Annotated in this window: 19 protein-coding genes; 17 read left to right on the top strand and 2 right to left on the bottom strand. The window is 34.8% G+C overall.

Translation table 11 applies throughout. The annotated features are described in order from the left end of the window. Positions 1-283 precede the first annotated feature (283 nt). On the bottom strand, positions 284-1,282 hold the full coding sequence (locus ACNQF6_RS15340) for a GntR family transcriptional regulator (RefSeq protein ID WP_417966860.1): 999 nt from the start codon (positions 1,280-1,282) through the stop codon (positions 284-286). Between the two features lie 101 nt (positions 1,283-1,383). Here ACNQF6_RS15340 and ACNQF6_RS15335 point away from each other — a divergent pair, with 101 nt between their 5' ends. The 8 genes from ACNQF6_RS15335 (at position 1,384) to ACNQF6_RS15300 (ending at position 12,455) form a co-directional block, all read left to right on the top strand. After that, positions 1,384-2,436, top strand: a complete 1,053-nt coding sequence (locus ACNQF6_RS15335) for an aldose epimerase family protein (protein ID WP_417966859.1) — start codon at positions 1,384-1,386, stop codon at positions 2,434-2,436. 1 nt (position 2,437) lies between these two features. Continuing rightward, on the top strand, positions 2,438-3,532 hold the full coding sequence (locus ACNQF6_RS15330; protein ID WP_417966857.1) for a glycoside hydrolase family 53 protein: 1,095 nt from the start codon (positions 2,438-2,440) through the stop codon (positions 3,530-3,532). A gap of 6 nt (positions 3,533-3,538) precedes the next feature. Then, positions 3,539-4,585 carry a glycoside hydrolase family 53 protein gene (locus ACNQF6_RS15325; RefSeq protein WP_417966856.1) on the top strand — a complete coding sequence of 349 codons (1,047 nt, stop codon included), beginning with the start codon at positions 3,539-3,541 and terminating at the stop codon, positions 4,583-4,585. A gap of 34 nt (positions 4,586-4,619) precedes the next feature. Beyond that, entirely contained in the window at positions 4,620-7,046 is a 2,427-nt protein-coding gene (locus ACNQF6_RS15320) for a DUF4982 domain-containing protein (protein WP_417966855.1), read from the top strand. 96 nt (positions 7,047-7,142) lie between these two features. Beyond that, a complete protein-coding gene (galK, locus tag ACNQF6_RS15315) occupies positions 7,143-8,312 on the top strand; it encodes a galactokinase (RefSeq protein WP_417966854.1) in 1,170 nt (389 codons plus the stop codon). A gap of 1 nt (position 8,313) precedes the next feature. Next, positions 8,314-9,393: a UDP-glucose--hexose-1-phosphate uridylyltransferase gene (locus tag ACNQF6_RS15310; RefSeq protein ID WP_417966853.1), complete on the top strand. Its 1,080-nt coding sequence runs from the start codon at positions 8,314-8,316 to the stop codon at positions 9,391-9,393. Then, on the top strand, positions 9,390-10,409 hold the full coding sequence (gene galE, locus ACNQF6_RS15305; protein WP_417966851.1) for a UDP-glucose 4-epimerase GalE: 1,020 nt from the start codon (positions 9,390-9,392) through the stop codon (positions 10,407-10,409). Before ACNQF6_RS15310 ends, galE begins: the two co-directional genes overlap by 4 nt. A gap of 360 nt (positions 10,410-10,769) precedes the next feature. Then, positions 10,770-12,455 carry a sodium/sugar symporter gene (locus tag ACNQF6_RS15300; RefSeq protein WP_417966849.1) on the top strand — a complete coding sequence of 562 codons (1,686 nt, stop codon included), beginning with the start codon at positions 10,770-10,772 and terminating at the stop codon, positions 12,453-12,455. A gap of 371 nt (positions 12,456-12,826) precedes the next feature. Here the strand turns inward: ACNQF6_RS15300 and ACNQF6_RS15295 are convergent, their stop codons facing one another. Further along, on the bottom strand, positions 12,827-13,174 hold the full coding sequence (locus tag ACNQF6_RS15295) for a toxin-antitoxin system YwqK family antitoxin (protein WP_417966847.1): 348 nt from the start codon (positions 13,172-13,174) through the stop codon (positions 12,827-12,829). 228 nt (positions 13,175-13,402) lie between these two features. Here ACNQF6_RS15295 and aspS point away from each other — a divergent pair, with 228 nt between their 5' ends. The 9 genes from aspS (at position 13,403) to ACNQF6_RS15250 (ending at position 20,886) form a co-directional block, all read left to right on the top strand. Then, positions 13,403-15,148, top strand: coding sequence for an aspartate--tRNA ligase (gene aspS / locus ACNQF6_RS15290; protein WP_417966844.1), 1,746 nt, complete (start codon positions 13,403-13,405; stop codon positions 15,146-15,148). 132 nt (positions 15,149-15,280) lie between these two features. Beyond that, positions 15,281-15,475, top strand: coding sequence for a cold-shock protein (locus ACNQF6_RS15285; protein WP_007137066.1), 195 nt, complete (start codon positions 15,281-15,283; stop codon positions 15,473-15,475). 299 nt (positions 15,476-15,774) lie between these two features. Next, positions 15,775-16,140 (top strand): NADH-quinone oxidoreductase subunit A, encoded by a 366-nt coding sequence (locus tag ACNQF6_RS15280; RefSeq protein WP_417966843.1) that lies wholly within the window; start codon positions 15,775-15,777, stop codon positions 16,138-16,140. Positions 16,141-16,211: 71 nt separating this feature from the next. Further along, entirely contained in the window at positions 16,212-16,760 is a 549-nt protein-coding gene (locus tag ACNQF6_RS15275; protein ID WP_131991280.1) for an NADH-quinone oxidoreductase subunit B, read from the top strand. Between the two features lie 3 nt (positions 16,761-16,763). Next, complete coding sequence (locus tag ACNQF6_RS15270; protein ID WP_099713780.1) at positions 16,764-17,285, top strand: NADH-quinone oxidoreductase subunit C; 522 nt, start codon at positions 16,764-16,766, stop codon at positions 17,283-17,285. A gap of 35 nt (positions 17,286-17,320) precedes the next feature. Beyond that, a complete protein-coding gene (locus tag ACNQF6_RS15265) occupies positions 17,321-18,559 on the top strand; it encodes an NADH-quinone oxidoreductase subunit D (protein WP_417966839.1) in 1,239 nt (412 codons plus the stop codon). 50 nt (positions 18,560-18,609) lie between these two features. Beyond that, entirely contained in the window at positions 18,610-19,140 is a 531-nt protein-coding gene (locus ACNQF6_RS15260; RefSeq protein ID WP_305628922.1) for a complex I 24 kDa subunit family protein, read from the top strand. A 1-nt stretch (position 19,141) separates the two neighbouring features. Beyond that, the gene (gene nuoF / locus ACNQF6_RS15255) at positions 19,142-20,506 is read left to right on the top strand and encodes an NADH-quinone oxidoreductase subunit NuoF (RefSeq protein ID WP_417966837.1); all 1,365 of its coding nucleotides are present in this window, start codon (positions 19,142-19,144) and stop codon (positions 20,504-20,506) included. Positions 20,507-20,511: 5 nt separating this feature from the next. Next, positions 20,512-20,886: a four helix bundle protein gene (locus ACNQF6_RS15250; protein WP_417966835.1), complete on the top strand. Its 375-nt coding sequence runs from the start codon at positions 20,512-20,514 to the stop codon at positions 20,884-20,886. Positions 20,887-20,938: the final 52 nt, after the last annotated feature.

Genomic DNA, 20,938 nt, shown 5'->3' with positions numbered 1-20,938 from the left:
AGGCAGAAAATTTATAGTGACTAACTGACAAAATCAGTGTCATATAAAAAATATTTTATGTTTAAACCAAAAATTAATTAGTAACAGCTTCTTTTTTAGAGAGTATGTATGTAAAATAATAATAAGTGTATAAAATACATTTACAAATGTAAACAAATTTTTTTAACAATGGCAAATAAATTTTTTTCTTGCAATTTTAAAATAAGAATCGCATTTTTTTTGCCAATAAAAAATGACAATACAATTTTTTTATAAATAGTATTGTCATAATAAGATTGAATTGTTACAGTGAATTTCGAATTATTAACGTGCATTTGTTTTCTATTTGTTCTTTTTTACCTTTTAAAATCATTTGCGCCAAAATTCTTCCCATAGCTTCAAAATTGGTGGAAATAGTTGTAATTCCGTTTTCAACTACTTTTTTTAAAGGGGTTTCATTATAGGAAATAATGCCAAAATCATCTCCTAATTGTAGGTTTTGAAGCTTTGATTTTTCAATTACACGTACTAAATCTCTATCGCTTGGAATAATGTATACTTCTCCTTTGTTAATCTTCTGATTTTCAAACTCAGTGATAATTTCATAATTAAAAGCAAAATCTCGGCAAAAATTCTCGAAGCCAATTCTCATTCCTAAAGGTTCTCTAAATCCAGGAAAAATCATAATTAGTTTTTCATATTTATCTAGTTTGGACTTTCCTTCTAGCAATCGGTCATAGATGTCTTTTACGAAGTTTTGATAAACTGCCGGGAACGATTTTAGATCTGGATTAGTTTGATCTAATATGTAAACATCATTAACTGGTAGGGTTTTTATAAGTGATGCCGCCTCGACTAAATTAGTAGGCATGATAATATATTTGGTGTAGTTTCCATTACTGTCATTTATTAGTTTTTGAAAGACTTGAATATTAAAATGATGGAAGAAAATATCAACCTGAACATCATCTCCGATGGTCTCTAAGAATGAATTGTAGATGTCTTCTTTGAAAATATTTAATTCATCAAAAAGTAAAAATATCCTTTGTTTTATGGTAATAGCGATACTTTTTACATAATATCCTTTCCCGGGAATTGCATAAATAATCCCTCTTTTTTTTAATTCATCATAGGCCAATAAAACAGTATCACGAGATAATGAAAACTCTAAACAGACTTTGTTTACAGAGGGAAGTCTGTCTCCTTTTATTAATTTCCCTTCTTCAATTCCCTTCTCGACAGTAAAGATAATCTGTTTGTATTTAGGAACTCCAAGATTGTTTTGAATCGAAATAATTTTCATAAAGGAGTGAGTTTTTTCGCAAGATACAAAAACTGGTAGGTACTGGTGTGTAACTTATGATAATTATTTTACTTTTGGTTTTCACATTTCATAAATAAATCATGAAAATAAAACACATATCACATTTTAAAGCTAATTCTGCTGTAGAATTATTTGGTTTTACATCAGATGGTGAAGAGGTTTCTCTTTATGAATTAACAAACAAAAACGGAATGCAGCTCAAAGTTACTAATTATGGTGCAACTATTACCTCGTTAAAAATGCCACTGAAAAATGGTGAAATTGTAGATGTGGTATTGGGTTTTGATACTTTAGAGGCTTATATCAAATCATTTGATCTGGAAAGCGCACCTTACTTTGGAGCTACAGTAGGAAGATTTGCAGGAAGAATAAGCGACAGCGAATTTGTATTAAACGGGACATCTATTCACTTAAAAAAAAATCATAAGAGTCATTCATTACATGGAGGAAATGGTGGTTTTAGTCAAAAAATTTGGAGAGTTAAGAATGTAAATAATGGTAAAAATCCTTCTATAACGTTAGCTTGTTTTAGTCCAGATCAAGAAGAAAATTTTCCAGGGGATCTATCCGTTGAGCTGACTTACACTTTGTCTGATGCTAATGAATTAATGATGAATTACACTGCGTCAACGACAAAAGATACGGTTGTGAATTTGACACATCATAGTTATTTTAATCTTGATGGGCACAAATCCAATGTTTCTGAACAAGAAATAATGGTTAACTCGCACAGATTGTTAGAGACAACTAATGAGAATATTCCAACTGGGAGGTTTTTGAACGTAGCAAATTGTCCTTTTGATTTTACGTCGCCCAGAAAGTGTCCTTCTAAAATTGACAATACCTTTATTTTGAATAAAGAAAATGAATTTGCGGCTTCACTTTTCAATAAAAGCAATAATTTAAAAATGTCAGTGTATACCAATCAGCCAGGTGTTCATATTTATGTTGGCGGGAATTGTTTTAATACTTTAAAAGGAAAAGAAAATGCGGATTACCACCCTTTGAGCGGTATTTGTTTTGAGACGCAAAATTTCCCTAATGCACCAAATTACAAGCATTTTCCCAACTCAGTTTTGAGAAAAGAAGAACTGTATTATCACAAAACTATTTATAAATTTCAATCTTTTTAATATGAAAAAATACATTTTGGTTTTTGGAGTATTTGCACTCCTGGGAATGTTTTTTTCCTGTTCAGCCAATGATACAAATGAGCCGCCAATAGTTGAACCGCCAGTTGCGGAAGATACTTTTATAAGAGCTGCAGATATTTCTTTTCTGCCGGAAATAGAAAGTTCGGGAACTATTTTATACAACAATACCAAAGCGGAAGATATGCTTACGACTTTAAAAACTGCAGGTTGTAATGCGGTACGAATTCGTCTTTGGAAAAATCCTTCAAACGGACATTCAGGAATGACTGAAGTAAAAGCTTTGGCGGCACGTGTAAAAAAAGCAGGAATGAAAGTTTGGTTGACCGTTCATTATTCAGACACATGGGCTGATCCGGCAGTACAAACCATACCGGCTGAATGGGAAAATTTGTCTTTTACAGATTTAAAAACGGCGGTAGCTACTTATACTTCGACAATTATTACAGAAATTAATCCTGATATTATCCAAATAGGGAATGAAATAAATAGTGGATTGCTTTGGCCACAAGGTCATCTAATTAATCAGGAAGTTCAATGCTTGGCTTTATTATCTGCGGCAAGCACAACTATTCGCACCAAAGCGCCAAATACCAAGATAATGATTCATTATGCAGGTGTTAAAGCTTCGGATACTAATTGGTTTTTTAATAAAATTAAAAGTGTAGATTACGATTATATTGGTTTATCCTATTACCCGATTTGGCACGGAAAAGATTTAGAAGTTGTCAAAACGACCATTAATACGTTAGGAAAAACATACAATAAAAAAGTAATCATTGCTGAAACGGCGTATCCGTTTACGTTAGGATATAATGACTGGACCAATAATATTGTTGGTTTAGACACACAACTGGTTTCAGGTTATCCTGCAACTCCTGATGGGCAAAAAAGTTTTGTAATGGCAATAAAAACAGTCGTAAAAGAGTCTGAATTCGGCTTGGGATTTGCGTATTGGGGAGGTGAATGGATTTCTTTCAAAGGGAATCAAGCCGCAAATGGCTCTACTTTTGAAAATCAGGCCTTTTATGATTTTAATAATAAAGCATTACCTGTTTTGCAGGTGTTTAATAAATAAGTACACATGAAAAATTCACAAATGTATTTCCGATTCGTTTTGATGTCTTTAATGATTTCAGTGCTTTATTCTTGTAATACATCCAAAAATATTCAAACAACATCAAAGAGTTCTTTTGCAAAAGGAGCCGATGTGGGGTGGTTGTCACAAATGGAAGCCACAGGATACAAATTTTACGATACTGATGGTATTAAAAGAGATTGCTTGCAACTGTTGAAAGACAGAGGAATGAATACCATTCGCCTTCGTGTTTGGGTAAATCCAAATGACGATAAAGCCAGTGGACATTGCAGCAAGGAAGAAACCGTTGTCATGGCTTTGCGCGCTCAAAAAATGGGAATGCGTATCATGATTGATTTTCATTACAGTGATTCGTGGGCCGATCCAGGCAAACAATTCAAACCAAAAGCTTGGGAAAACCATTCTTTTTCAGAGTTAATGACGGATGTGTACGACCATACTTTTGATGTTTTGAGCGCATTAAAATCAACTGGAGTTACTCCGGAATGGGTTCAAGTAGGAAATGAAATTCCTGGAGGTATGATGTGGCCGGAAGGAAGTACTAAAAATTGGAGCCAATTGGCACAATTACTCAACAAAGGCTATGAAGCAACAAAGGCTATTAATCCTAAAATCAAAGTAATCGTTCATCTTGACGAAGGTAACAATAGTGAAAAATTCAGATGGTTTTTTGATAATGCTACAGCAAATAAGGTAAAGTACGACGTGATTGGGCTGTCCTATTACCCTTTTTGGATCAAGAAAGATTATACTGAAACCATTGCGGATTTAGCCAATAATCTTAACGACATGGCTACCAGATATAACAAAGAAGTGATGGTTGTAGAAGTGGGCGGTGAATCTGACAAAGTGCAAAACACGTACGAAATGTTAGCAGCAACAATCAAAGCGGTCAAAGCAGTGCCAAATAACAAAGGACTTGGTGTTATTTATTGGGAACCACAGGGCGAAAAGAGTTGGAGTCATTATTCGTTAAGTGCTTGGCAATCTGACGGGAAACCTTCGCCGGCTTTGGATGCGTTTAAAGAATAAATTGGAGTAATAGAATTTTAAAAAAGGTTTGAAAATGAAGAAAGTAATACACGTTCTGTTTGTATGTTTCACTTTTACACAATGGGCTGTGTCTCAAACACGAGAAGTTAAAGTGTTAGATACCAATTGGAAATTTCAAAAAGGCGATTTTGAAGAGGCAATTAAAGTAAATTTTAATGATTCGAAATGGGAATCTGTGACCGTTCCGCATGACTGGGCAATTTACGGACCTTTTGATAAAAATGTAGACATACAAAAAGTTGCGATTGTTCAAAACGGAGAAAATATAGCCACCGAAAAAACAGGAAGAACAGGTGCTTTACCTCATATCGGGACAGCGTGGTATCGCAATACATTTACATTGCCTAAAGATGTAAAAGGGAAAAAAATAATTTTGCTTTTTGAAGGGGCAATGAGCGAACCTCAAGTGTATTTAAACGGAAAAAAAGTAGGAGAATGGGCGTATGGCTATAGTTATTTTTATTTTGATGTTTCTCAATTTATACAAGAAGGAGCAAACACATTGTCAGTAAAACTAACCAATAAAGAATTTGCTTCCCGCTGGTATCCTGGTGCCGGTTTATACCGAAAAGTAAGTGTTATTATAAAAAATAACGAAAGCATTGACCAATGGGGTCAGTTTGTAACGACACCTTTTATAAGTTCAGAACTTGTTAAAGTTAACATTAAAACCAAAGCTTCTGGGGAGAATATGCGTTTAGTCACCACTATTTTTGATGCCGAAGGACAAAAACTTAGTTCAGAGGAGTCGACTTTGGAATTCGGAAAAGAATTCGATCAAAATTTAAAAGTAGAAAAGCCAAAATTATGGAGTCCCGAAACCCCTTATTTGTATAAAGCGGTTTCCCAATTGTATGTTGGAAAAGAATTGAAAGATGCCATTTCAACACGTTTTGGAATTCGCGAAATAAAATACGAGGCCAATAAAGGCTTTAGTCTTAATGGAAAGATAACCAAATTTAAAGGAGTTTGTTTGCATCACGATCTTGGTCCGCTTGGAGTTGCCGTAAATAAAGCCGCGTTGCGCAGACAAATGAAGATATTAAAAGACATGGGTTGTAATGCAATCCGCAGTTCGCACAATATGCCTTCTTTTGAGCAGCTTGAATTGGCGGATGAAATGGGTTTTATGTTTTTGGCGGAGAGTTTTGATGAATGGGTACTGCCAAAAGTAGAAAATGGCTACCATCGTTTTTTTGAGGATTATGCTGAAAAAGATATCGTCAATTTAGTGCAGGCAACAAGAAATCATCCCTCTATTGTGATGTGGAGTTCCGGAAATGAAGTTCCGGATCAATGGGGAGAAGAAGGAGTGAAACGCGCCAAATGGCTGCAGGAACTATTTCATAGAGAAGACCCAACACGTCCGGTAACTGTAGGTATGGATCAAGTAAAAGCAACTATGGAATCTGGTTTTGGAGCTTTACTGGATGTTCCAGGGTTGAACTATCGGGTGCATTTATATGATGAAGCATTTAAAAAATTTCCGCAAGGGTTTATTTTAGGTTCAGAAACAGCTTCAACGGTTAGCTCCAGAGGGATTTATAAATTCCCTGTGGTTCAAGAAAAAATGAAGCAATATCAAGATTTTCAGTCTTCTTCTTATGATTTGGAAGCCTGCAGCTGGTCTAATGTGCCTGATGAAGACTTTGTACTTCAAGATGATAAACCTTGGGTAATTGGAGAGTTTGTTTGGACTGGTTTTGATTATTTAGGTGAACCTACGCCTTATGATGAAAGTTGGCCATCTAGAAGTTCTTATTTTGGAATTAACGATTTAGCGGGTTTACCAAAAGATCGCTACTATTTATATAGAAGTCGTTGGAATACAAAAGAATCTACGCTACATATTTTGCCACATTGGAACTGGGAAGGCCGTGAAGGAGAGATAACTCCTGTTTTTGTATACACGAGTTACAACAGCGCGGAACTTTTTATAAATGGCAAAAGCATGGGAGTGCAGAAAAAAAATAAAAGTACGCCACAGAATCGCTATCGCCTGATGTGGATGGATGTGAAATATGAGCCAGGAACAGTAAAAGTGGTGGCTTATGATGACAATGGAAAAGCTGTTGCTGAAGAAGAAGTACGTACTGCCGGCAAGCCTTATAAAATTGTTTTAGATGCGGACAGGAAAACAATCACTGCCGATGGCGAAGATATATCTTTCGTGACCGTATCTGTAGTGGATAAAAATGGAATTCTTTGTCCTACAGCGACTAATCAGTTAAAATTTAAGGTTTCAGGAACGGGTACTTACCGTGCTGCCTGTAATGGTGATGCTACTTCACTCGAGATGTTTCATAAAGATACCATGAAACTTTTTAGTGGAAAGTTGGTAGTCCTCGTGAAATCTACTACAACTGCGGGTGATATAAAACTTGAAGTAAATGGAGGTGGGCTTAAGAGCGGAAAATTGATTTTGGCGGCTGCCAAATAAATAAAAATCTTAAAAAGAAAATAGTTGTTCAAGTATCAAGTACGGCTTTAAAAACGAATACTTTAACAATTTCAAAATAACGGTAATTTAAAGAAAATGAACGATTCATTAATTAAAAAAACGACAGCTTTCTTTGAAGAAAGTTTTGGTTCAGCACCCAAAAAAATAGTACTTTCTCCGGGAAGAATTAATATTATCGGAGAGCATGTCGATTATAATGACGGCTATGTTTTACCAGCAGCAATTGACAAAATCATCTGCTTTGCTTTCGAAAAAAGTAATTCCAATACCTCGAAAATTATTGCGATTGACCTTGACGATTCGTTTGAAGTTGATTTGACAACGGAGATGGAATTGACGGATACTGTTTGGACGAATTACATACGTGGAGTTATCAATCAATTGAAAATTAAAGGTTTTAAATTTGATGGATTCAATTGTGTTTTCAGCAGTAATATTCCTGTAGGTTCCGGTTTATCTTCTTCTGCGGCATTGGAATGTGGCTTTTTATTTGGAATCAACGAACTTTTTGATTTGAAAATTAAACCCGTGGATATTGCCTTAATGGGGCAAAGTGCGGAGCATTGGGTAGGAATCAATTGCGGTATAATGGATCAGTTTTCGAGTGTTATGGGTTTAGAAAATAAAGTCATAAAAATTGATTGCAAGACATTGGAATATGAATATCATAATGCTGATTTTAATGATTATTCTTTGATTTTATTCGATTCAAATGTAAAACATTCCTTAATGACATCGGCTTATAATGAGAGAAGGCAGCAATGTGAAGAAGGTATTGCGATTATAAAAAGTAATTTTCCTGAGATAACTAGTTTTAGAGATTGTAACGAACAACATGTTTTAGGGTTACAAAATGCAATGAGTGCGAATGTTTTCAAAAGGTGTCTTTTTGTGGTAAATGAGATTAATCGGGTAAAACTTGCCTGTGAAGCATTAGACAATGGAAAGATTAAAGTTTTAGGGAAATTAATGTTCGAAACGCACGAAGGCTTGTCTAAAGATTATGAAGTAAGTTGTGCCGAGCTAGATATGATTGTGCATACACTTAAAAAGGAAGAAGCCGTGGTAGGTTCCCGATTAATGGGCGGTGGCTTTGGTGGATGTACCATCAATTTAATCAAAAAAGGACATGAAGAGCGAATTAAACAACAGCTTTCTGCAATTTACTTAGAGACTTTTGGAATAGAATTAAAAATTTACGATGTAAAAATCGGAAACGGAACATCACTTTATAATAATAATTAGGATGAAAAATTTTGATATTAATGAAGATCCGCACAGACGGTATAATCCGTTAATTAACGAATGGGTTTTGGTTTCTCCACACCGTTCAAAACGTCCTTGGCAAGGACAAAATGAAACAGTAATTTCGGATGCATTGCCTGAATATGACCCAACATGTTATTTGTGTCCTGGAAATGTTCGAGCAAATGGAATGGTGAATCCGGATTATGAAAGTTCTTTTGTTTTTGAAAATGATTTTGCCGCTTTAAAGCAAGAAGAAATTGCATTTGAAGAGAACAAAAACGACCCGAGCGACAGCGAACTGGCGAAGCAAACTTTTTTTAGAGCTAAACCAGAAAGAGGAATTTCTCGTGTGGTTTGCTTTTCGTCAAAACACAATCTTACCTTACCGGAAATGCCGGCAGATGCCATTGAAAACATCATTCATACTTGGCAAAAAGAATACACGGATTTAGGGGATGTAGATTATATCAACCATGTACAGATTTTCGAAAACAAAGGAAGTGTTATGGGTTGCAGTAATCCTCATCCACATGGACAAATATGGGCGCAATCGTCTTTGCCAACCGAAGTGGAGAAAACACAAAATAACTTGAAAGCTTATTTTGAAAAACATAACAGAACGCTTTTACAGGATTATGTAAAGGAAGAAATGAAACTGGACGAGCGCATTGTTGTTGAGAACGATCATTTTGTGGCATTGGTTCCTTTTTGGGCAATTTGGCCGTATGAAACGATGATTGTCAGCAAACGAAATGTGAGTAAAATAACTGATTTCACAGAAACGGAAGTAACTGATTTTGCTGTTATTTTAAAACAATTGACAACCAAATATGATAATCTTTTTGAAACGTCATTTCCGTATTCATCAGGAATTCATCAGTCGCCTACAGATGGAGAATTGCATCCAGAATGGCATTTCCACATGCATTTTTATCCACCATTGTTGCGTTCTGCAACCGTAAAGAAATTTATGGTAGGGTATGAAATGATGGGCGAATCACAAAGAGACATCACGCCAGAGAAAAGTGCTGCCGTTTTAAGAGAGCAGTCTAACGTACATTACAAAAACAAGTTATGAAAATAGTTGTTACCGGAGGTTTAGGATTTATTGGTTCGCATACAGTAGTGGAATTGCAGAACGAGAATTTTGAAGTAGTTGTTATTGATAATTTGTCTAATTCTTCCATTGATGTTTTGGATGGGATAGAACGAATTACAGGTAAAAAACCACTTTTTGAACAAATAGATTTAAGAGATAAAGCAGCGGTTCAAGCTTTCTTTCAGAAGCATGAGGATGTGGCCGGAGTGATTCATTTTGCTGCCTCCAAAGCAGTTGGTGAAAGTGCGAAAGAGCCTTTACTATATTATGAAAACAATATTGCTTCACTGGTTTATATTCTGCAGGAATTACAAAAAAAACCGGAAGCTAATTTTATTTTCAGTTCTTCTTGTACCGTTTATGGTCAAGCCGAAGTGATGCCCATTGCTGAAACGACACCAATTCTGCCTGCGATGTCTCCTTATGGAAATACCAAACAAATTGGGGAAGAAATTATTACCGATGTCACTAAAGTAAGTCACGTCAATGCTATTTTGTTGCGTTATTTTAATCCAATAGGTTCTCATCCATCAGCTGAAATTGGGGAACTGCCTATGGGCGTACCACAAAATTTAGTTCCTTTTATTACTCAAACCGGAATGGGTTTGCGTGAATCATTATCCGTTTATGGAAATGATTACCCAACGGTTGATGGAACTTGTGTTCGCGATTATATACACGTAGTCGATTTGGCGAAAGCCCATGTCATTGCTTTACAAAGATTAGTGAACAAAAAGAATTCTGAGAAATTAGAAGTTTTTAATTTGGGAACCGGAACCGGAAGTTCGGTGCTGGAAGTGATTAGCGCTTTCGAAAAAGTTAGCGGACAAAAATTACCTTACACCATTGTTCCAAGAAGGGAAGGCGATGTGACTTCGGTTTATGCCAATACGGATAAAGCGAATACTGTGCTTGGATGGAAAACACAGTCAACTCTGGAAGAAGCGATTGCCAGTGCTTGGAAATGGGAACAAAAGGTTAGAAATAGCCGTTAAAAATTTATGCAATCCATTTTTTGTTGTGAAACACGTATAAAAATTGGATTTAGATAGTAGTCTAAGTGCTTTTTTTAAGATTTAACCTACACATCATTTATAAATGTAAAAAATACATTTATAAATGATGTAAATAAATATTTTTATTTTACTTTTGACTTTCAGAATTCATAGAAAAACAATAAGATTAAAATACATATCACATTTTATAATCAATTCCATAATGGAATTATATGGTTTTTAACCAAGTTAGGTGTGATTTGTTTAAAAAAAATAGTATAATTACACTTATAAAAACAATATATAATACAAGACAATAATCTCATTCATTTATATTAATTTCTAAAAAACAAATTACTCATGAACCAGAACCTTGCTTTTGCTGATTACGCAGTATTTATTATCTATTTTATCGTGGTATCCACTTACGGATATACCGTTTATCGCAAACGTGAGAAAAACGAACATGATGCCAAAGCTTATTTTCTTGCTGAGGGAACATTGACATGGTGGGCTATTGGAGCCTCCTTGATTGCTTCTAATATTTCAGCTGAACAGTTTATTGGAATGAGTGGGGAGGGGTTCTTTTTAGGAATAGCAGTTGCCGCTTATGAGTGGATTGCCGCTATTGCATTGATTATTGTAGCCGTTTGGTTTATTCCTGTTTATTTGAAGAACAAGATTTATACCATGCCTCAATTTTTAAAAACAAGGTATAACGAATCAACTGCTTTAATTATGGCCGTTTTCTGGTTGTTCTTATATGTATTTGTAAATCTTACCTCTATTTTATATTTAGGAGCTGTTGCTATTAATGGATTGGCCGGTGGTGAATATTTACACGCGATTATGATTGGGCTTGCTGTTTTTGCTTTAGTGATCTCTTTAGGAGGTATGAAAGTGGTGGCATACACTGATGTAATTCAGGTTGCGGTTTTAATTATCGGTGGACTAGTTACATCTTATATTGCTTTAACTACAGTTGGACAATATTTTGGCGTTGGAGAAAATGCTATTGCAGGTTTCAAGGTGTTAATGAGAGAAGCTCCGGAGCATTTCAAAATGATTATCCCGGAACCAACTGCTACTTCTTCTCAAAATGATATTAATAAGTATCTTACTTTTCCGGGAATGATGTCTTACTTGGCGGGTATCTGGATTATTAATCTTAACTATTGGGGTTGTAACCAATACATTACCCAGAGAGCTTTGGGTGCCGATTTACAAACTGCCCGTACCGGTATTTTGTTTGCAGGTATTTTGAAATTATTAATGCCACTTATTGTTATGTTACCAGGTATTGCTGCTTACGTTTTATACGAAAATGGACATTTACCTCAATTGGTAGGTGGAAAAGATGGGGCGTACTCTGCAGTGCTAACGTTTTTACCAACAGGTTTGAAAGGGTTGTCTGTGGCTGCTTTAACGGCTGCTATTGTTGCTTCTTTGGCTGGAAAAGTGAATAGTATTTCTACTATTTATACCTTAGATGTGCATAAAAAATACATTCAGAAAGATGCGAGCGACAGAAGTCAAGTGAATATTGGAAGATATGCTGTTTTCGCGGCGATGCTTCTTGCTGTTTTGTTTACTTGGAATGATATATTAGGAATTGGTGGTGTAGGTGGATTTACTTATATCCAAAAATATACAGGTTTTATTAGTCCTGGAGTTTTTGCTATGTTTTTCCTTGGTATGTTTTGGAAAAGAACTACTGGTACTGCAGCAATAATAGGGGTAATTTCCGGGTTCTTATTGTCGGTTTTGTTTAATGAATTTGCACCGGCATTATTTGGTAGTGAAACATTACTTTACACGGCTTACACTAATGGAAAAGGCGGATATGAAATACCATTTCATATTTGTATGGGATTATCATTTATGTTTACCATGCTTATCATGATTGCAGTGAGTTTTGCCGGACCAAAAGTGAATCCAAAAGCTTTTGAATTAGATTCTGAAATGTTTAAGGTAAAACCACAAACAACAGTATTAATCGTAATCACTTTATTAATCATTTTTGCTTTGTACGCTAAGTTCTGGTAGTATTATAACGACTAATTTCAGTATACAAGAATAACATCATTGTCGTTTAGTTAAGCTCAGTTGGGAACCCCAAAGAACTGAACTAAACGGCATTTGATTTTATATACAATTGTAGTAAGTAGCAATAGAATTTATAAAAGAATCTCTGAATCATTTACTGTAAATAAAGCTCGGGGAGACAATTTAAATAACAGAAGAAGCGCGTATTAATCTTCTGATTTTGGATGTTTATGTGATTGGTAGCTTTGTTTCGTGATATTTTAACAAGGTGATTGAAACAATATTATTTGTTGTTTTTTAGCCAATACTAGACATAAAAAAAGCTTCCGTTAATTTCGGAAGCTTTTTTTTGTATTTTGATAGGTGATTTATTAGTCTCTGATTACCAATGCATCTTGTTTCCAAGTTTTTACAGAAGCAATTCTGCTATTAGAATAATCTACTTCGTTTAAATTTTTACCATTCCAAAAAAGCCATTTTCCAGTTTTTTCTCCATTTTCATAATTAGCAACAGATAATCTATTACCATTTGTATCATATGAAGTCCAAACTCCATCTAGTTTTCCGTTTTTGAAGAAACCTTCTTGTTGTACTTTTCCATTTTCAAAGTAGTAAGTTGTTTTTACTAATTCACCTACAGCTTCTAATTTTGGATCATTCTCTTGAGCAAATGCTATTCCTGTGAAGATTAATGCAGTTAAGATTATATATTTTTTCATGGCGTTTGGGTTTTTAAATTCATATTAGCTTAACAAATATATAAAACATTTTACAATAAAAAAACTTTAAGTTAACAATTTAGTAACATTGGAGTAAAATTTAACATTGAGAATAAAATTTTCAGTAAAAATCTAATACTAAAAAATGGCATTTCTCAATTCATTATTCATAATTAGTCCTAAATTTGCACTCGAGCCTAAAGGGCAAAACAATCTAAAATTAGAATAATGTATAGAAGTCATAACTGTGGCGAGTTGAACGCCTCACATATTAATACAGAAGTTACACTTGCGGGATGGGTTCAAAAGTCGCGTGATAAGGGATTTATGAATTGGGTTGATTTACGAGATCGTTATGGGATTACGCAATTGATTTTCGACGAAGGTCGTTCAGAAAAATCAGTTTTTGAATTGGCTAAAACTCTTGGTCGTGAATTTGTGATTCAGGTAAAAGGAATTGTTATTGAGCGTGAAGCCAAAAATAAAAATATATCAACTGGTGAGATTGAAATTTTAGTTACTCAACTTACTATTCTTAACGCATCTCTTACGCCTCCTTTTACAATTGAAGATGAAACGGATGGTGGAGAAGACATCAGAATGAAATACCGTTACCTGGACATTCGAAGAAATCCGGTGAAAAACAGTTTGATGTTTCGTCATAAAGTAGCGATGGAAGTTCGTAAATACCTTTCAGATTTAGACTTTTGTGAAGTAGAAACTCCGTATTTGATTAAGTCTACTCCAGAAGGAGCAAGAGATTTTGTAGTGCCTTCTCGAATGAATGAAGGGCAGTTTTATGCATTACCACAGTCGCCACAAACTTTCAAGCAATTATTGATGGTAGGTGGTATGGATAAATATTTCCAAATCGTGAAATGTTTTCGTGATGAAGATTTACGTGCAGACAGACAGCCGGAATTTACACAAATCGATTGCGAAATGGCTTTTGTGGAGCAAGAAGATATTTTGAATGTTTTTGAAGGATTGACAAGACATTTATTAAAAGAAATAAAAGGCATTGAAGTAGAAAAATTTCCAAGAATTACCTATGAATATGCCATGAAAACATACGGGAATGACAAACCGGACATCCGTTTCGCAATGGAGTTTGGGGAATTAAACGAAGTAACACAACACAAAGAATTTCCAGTTTTTAATGCTGCGGAATTAGTGGTGGGAATTGCAGTTCCAGGAGTTGGAAATTATACTCGTAAGGAAATAGATGGATTAATTGACTGGGTGAAGCGTCCTCAAGTAGGTGCCTCAGGAATGGTGTATGTAAAATGCAATGAAGATGGAACCTATAAATCATCAGTAGATAAATTCTACGACCAAGACGATTTAACCCAATGGGCAAAAATTACCGGTGCAAAAGCAGGAGACATGATTTTTGTGCTTTCTGGTCCAGCCGATAAAACGCGTGGGCAATTAAGTGCATTGCGTATGGAATTAGCAACACGATTAGGGTTGAGGAACCCAGCTGAATTTGCGCCGCTTTGGGTAGTTGATTTTCCATTATTGGAATTCGATGAAGAAAGTGGTCGTTATCATGCGATGCATCACCCTTTTACATCTCCTAAGCCGGAAGATATGCACTTATTGGAAACGAATCCAGGAAAAGTTCGTGCTAATGCGTATGATATGGTTTTGAATGGAAATGAAATTGGAGGCGGGTCGATTCGTATTCACGATAAAGCGACACAACAATTGATGTTTAAATATTTAGGTTTCACCGAAGAAGAGGCAAAGGCTCAATTCGGATTCTTAATGGATGCTTTCCAGTTTGGTGCGCCACCACACGGAGGTTTGGCTTTTGGATTGGATAGATTAGTGGCAATTCTTGGTGGTCAGGAAACGATTCGTGACTTCATTGCTTTTCCAAAAAATAATTCTGGAAGAGATGTCATGATTGATGCCCCGTCCTCTATTGATGATTCCCAGTTAAAAGAGTTGCATATAAAATTGGCGTAGTTGTACATTGTCGTTTAAATTTGTTAGAAAACGTTGAATATCAATATTTTTACAAAATAAAAAGAGAAGAATGTCTTTCGTATTATATTAAATATTACATTTGCTCCATTATAAATTATTATTACTATTACAATGCGTACAGGTACAGTTAAATTTTTCAATGAATCTAAAGGTTACGGATTCATTACAGACGAAGAAACAGGAAAAGACATTTTTGTTCATGCATCAGGAATCAACGCGGAAGAATTACGCGAAGGTGACAGAGTTAGCTATGAAGAAGAAGAAGGAAGAAAAGGAAAAGTTGCTGCGAAAGTAGCAGTTATCTAAGCATAAAAAAATTAATTTTTTTTGCCTACGAATGTTTAAAAAACGTTCCGATTTGTTTCGGAACGTTTTTTTTTTATTCAAGATTGTTGTCATTTTCGGAATAAATAAGCCTTGTTTTTAGAATTGTTAAATTTTTAAACGTTAAACACATCTTAGGATAAAAATCTTTTCTTATTTATAATTAATAAAAATTGTGAATTTATAACGTTGTAGTTGCGATGTATTTTTGAGTTTTTATTGTTATTTAATAATTTGAAAGTTATCTTTGTGGCTTATTTTTATTCAAAAAAATCGATAATATGCAATCCGATCAATTAAATTATATACCAATTTTAATGCAGTTTATCCTAGCTGTAGGATTTGTTGTGGGAACTATTATAGTTTCAGGAAAATTAGGTCCTAAAAGATCCTCTGAAATCAAAGATAAGAACTTTGAATGTGGGATTGAATCTGTTGGAAATGCGAGAATTCCATTTTCAGTTAAATACTTCCTTGTAGCCATCTTGTTTGTTTTGTTTGACGTTGAGGTGATTTTCTTGTATCCATGGGCAATTAACTTCAAGGAGTTGGGAATGGAAGGGATGGTAAAAATGATAATTTTTATGATGTTGCTTTTGGTGGGTTTTTTCTACATCATCAAAAAGAAAGCATTAGAGTGGGAATAAAAATTTATTTTAAATGCTGATTTTAAATGATGTCATTGTAATTCAGAATTTATAATTCAAAATAATAAAAAATGAGTGATTCAAATATAAATATGGTTGCCCCTCCGGAAGGCGTTGTTGGTGAAGGTTTCTTTGCTACAAAGCTGAATGATGTTGTGGGATTGGCTCGTGCAAATTCATTGTGGCCTTTGCCTTTTGCAACATCTTGTTGTGGAATTGAATTTATGGCAACAATGGCTTCGCATTATGATTTGGCACGATTTGGTTCGGAGCGAGTGAGTTTTTCTCCTCGTCAAGCGGATATGCTAATGGTAATGGGGACAATTTCAAAAAAAATGGCGCCAATTTTACGTCAGGTTTACGAACAAATGTCAGAGCCTCGTTGGGTTATCGCTGTTGGAGCTTGTGCTTGTTCAGGTGGAATTTTTGATACCTATTCTGTTTTGCAAGGGATTGATAAAGTAATTCCGGTTGATGTTTATGTTCCGGGTTGTCCGCCAAGACCAGAACAAATTGTGGATGGAGTTATGAAATTGCAAGAGTTGGTTAAAACGGAATCAGTAAGAAGAAGAAGTTCTCCAGAATACCAAGAATTATTAGCTTCTTATAATATCAAATAAATAATGGCGCTAGAAACGATACAAATCCAAGAAAAATTAGTTGAAACATTTGATTCAGCTGTTTTTGAATTCAATCAGGAAAGAGATATATTTTCATTTGAAGTCGCTGCCGATAAAATTACAGCAGTGATTCTTTTTTTGAAGAATGACCCAACATTACGTTTTCATTTTTTAACTGATTTGTGTGGGATTCACTATCCTGATAATGATGTGGATCATCAATTTGCAGTTGTGTACCATTTACACAATTGGTACGAAAACAAAAGAATTAAAATTAAGGCATTTATCAACGGTGAAAACCCAGAAATAAAAACGATATCAAACATTTTCTTAAGTTCTAACTGGATGGAAAGAGAAACGTATGATTTTTATGGGATAAACTTCATTGGTCATCCACAATTGAAACGTATTTTGAATATGGATGAAATGATTTCTTTTCCAATGCGAAAAGAATTTCCAATGGAAGATAGCGGAAGAACAGATAAAGATGATCGTTTCTTTGGAAGAACAACCGACAATTATTAAAAACACACACTATTATAATTTTTCACATTAAATAAATGTCAGAACTATTATTACCACCAGAGCATCGCTATGCTAAAAGAATAAAAGAACAACTAAATGAAGATGGAAGCGAGCTTTCTATCCTGAATTTAGGGCCAACTCACCCAGCTACACATGGTATTTTTCAAAATATCTTGTTGATGGATGGAGAAAGAATTCTAGAAGCGGAACCAACCATTGGTTACATTCACAGAGCTTTCGAGAAAATCGCTGAAAATCGTCCTTTTTACCAAATCACACCTCTTACTGATAGAATGAACTATTGTTCATCTCCTATAAACAATATGGGATGGTGGATGACATTAGAAAAATTATTGGATATTGAAGTTCCTAAAAGAGCGCAATATTTAAGAGTTATTGTAATGGAATTGGCAAGAATCACCGATCATATCATTTGTAATTCAATCCTTGGTGTGGATACCGGAGCGTATACCGGATTTTTATATGTGTTCCAATTTAGAGAGAAAGTATACGAAATCTACGAAGAAATTTGTGGAGCTCGTTTAACAACTAATATGGGAAGAATTGGTGGTTTCGAAAGAGATTGGTCACCAGAAGCTTTTAGAAAATTAGATGTGTTTTTACAAGACTTTCCAGCAGCTTGGAAAGAATTTGAAAACTTATTCGAAAGAAATAGAATTTTTATTGACAGAACTGTAAATGTTGGAGCGATAACTGCTGAACAAGCTATGGCTTATGGGTTTACAGGTCCAAATTTACGTGCTGCAGGTGTTGATTATGATGTTCGTGTAGCGCAACCGTATTCTTCTTACGAAGATTTTGATTTTATTATTCCTGTTGGAAAATCTGGAGATACTTACGATCGTTTTTGCGTTCGTAATGCCGAAGTTTGGGAGAGTTTGAGTATCATTCGTCAAGCTTTAGCAAAAATGCCGGAAGGAAATGACTTTCACGCTTATGTTCCGGATTATTACCTTCCTCCAAAAGAAGATGTTTACACCAGTATGGAATCGTTGATTTACCATTTCAAAATTGTTATGGGTGAAGTTCCTGTTCCAGTTGCTGAAATTTATCATCCTGTTGAAGGAGGAAACGGAGAATTAGGTTTCTATTTGGTAACTGACGGAAGTCGAACTCCATATAGATTACATTTCCGCAGACCTTGTTTTATTTACTATCAAGCGTATCCAGAAATGATTAAAGGTTCATTACTATCGGATGCAATTGTTATTTTGTCAAGTTTAAATGTTATTGCCGGAGAATTAGACGCTTAAAAGATATCAGATTGTTGCTTAACAATTTTAGATTTCAGATTTAAAAAAAAATGGAAAGAACTTATCACAAACAAGAAATAAATATGACTGAAGCATTGATGACCCGCATCAATGAATTGATTAGTCATTATCCTGAAGACAAAAGAAAATCGGCTTTATTGCCTGTTTTACATGAAGTTCAAGATGCTCACGAGAATTGGTTGAGTATTGAATTAATGAATAAAGTAGCCGAAATCCTTTTGATTAAACCAATTGAAGTTTATGAAGTAGTTTCGTTTTATACGATGTACAACCAAAGACCAGTTGGAAAATACATGTTCGAATTTTGTCAAACTTCTCCTTGTTGTTTGAACGGGGTTGAAGATTTAATGGATTATACCTGTGAAAAATTAGGTGTAAAAGTGGGTGAACCTACTCCAGACGGTCTGTTTGAAGTGAGAGGAGTTGAATGTTTAGGCGCTTGTGGTTACGCTCCAATGATGCAATTAGGCGATTTTTACAAAGAACATTTGACGGCAGAAAAAATCGACCAGTTAATTGAAGATTGCAAAAACGATACAATAATATTACACGATAAATAATATGTCACAAAAAATATTATTAGACAAAATAAATATTCCAGGAATTAAAACTTACGAAGTATACCGTCAAAACGGTGGTTATGCTTCAGTAGAAAAAGCCCTAAAAACATTAACGCCAGACGAAGTAGTTGAGGAAGTGAAAACTTCAGGATTGCGTGGTCGTGGTGGAGCAGGATTCCCAGCAGGAATGAAATGGAGTTTTATTGATAAAAAATCAGGAAAACCAAGACATTTAGTTTGTAATGCGGATGAATCAGAGCCAGGAACTTTCAAAGACCGTTATTTGATGGAATTTATTCCTCATTTATTGATTGAAGGAATGATTACTTCCAGCTATGCTTTGGGTGCAAACCTATCCTACATCTACATTCGTGGAGAATACATGTGGGTGTATAAAATATTAGAAAGAGCCATTAACGAAGCAAAAGCTGCTGGATTTTTGGGTAAAAATATATTAGGTTCAGGGTATGATTTAGAACTTTATGTTCACTGTGGTGCCGGAGCTTATATTTGTGGTGAAGAAACTGCTTTAATTGAATCCTTGGAAGGTAAAAGAGGAAATCCTCGTATCAAACCACCATTTCCTGCAATTTCAGGACTTTGGGCAAATCCAACGGTTGTGAATAATGTGGAAACAATTGCCGCTGTGCCTTGGATTATCAATAATACAGGTGCAGAATATGCTAAAATTGGTATTGGACGTTCTACAGGAACCAAATTAATTTCGGCTTCAGGACATATCAAAAATCCTGGTGTATATGAAATTGAATTGGGTTTAAGTGTTTACGAATTCATGAATTCTGATGAATATTTAGGCGGAATGAGTTCTGACAGACCTTTGAAAGCATTTGTACCGGGAGGAAGTTCTGTTCCCGTTTTACCTGCGAATTTAATTTACAAAACTGCAAACGGTGAAGATCGTTTGATGTCATACGAATCATTAAGTGACGGTGGATTTGCAACAGGTTCTATGTTAGGATCAGGCGGATTTATTGTTTACAATGATACATCTTGTATTGTTCGTAATACTTGGAATTTCTCTCGTTTTTACCACCATGAAAGTTGTGGACAATGTTCTCCTTGTCGTGAAGGTACCGGTTGGATGGAAAAAGTATTACACCGAATCGAAAACGGTCACGGTCGTGAAGAAGATATCGATTTGCTATTGAGCATTCAAAGTAAAATTGAAGGAAATACCATTTGTCCTTTAGGTGACGCAGCAGCTTGGCCAGTGGCAGCGGCAATTCGTCACTTTAGAGAGGAGTTTGAATACCATATTCGTTTCCCAGAAAAAATAAAACATAGAGATCATTTTGTTGCGGAGCCTTTCTCCAAAGTCATAATGTCCAATGTCTTAAAGTCATAACGGAAATGGGAAGGTTTAATTCATTTGAAGAAATTAATTCTTGGAAAAAATCAAGGATTTTCAACAAACGGATTTATGAAATAACCAATGGTGCAGAATTTAAAAAAGATTTTGATTTAGTTAGGCAAATTAGAAGGGCATCAATTTCAATTTCATCAAATATTGCAGAAGGATTTGAAAGAAACACGGATAAAGAATTTATATATTTTTTGTACGTGGCTAAAGCATCTTCTGCAGAAGTAAGATCACAATTGTATTTAGCATTGGATTTAAATTATATTACAAAAATAGAATTTGACGATTTATTTGAGAATGTTTCAGATATTTCAAAATTAATAAGTGGATTTATAAAATATTTAAATGACAGTCAAAAGAAGTGAAGTCGAAATGTATTCGACATTAAGACATTTGACATTAAGACGTTAAGACTTT

Source organism: Flavobacterium pasteuri (assembly GCF_048286615.1).
Lineage (GTDB): Bacteria > Bacteroidota > Bacteroidia > Flavobacteriales > Flavobacteriaceae > Flavobacterium.
The sequence above is the reverse complement of the archived record's forward strand: the minus strand, read 5'-3'. Positions and strand labels throughout refer to the sequence as shown.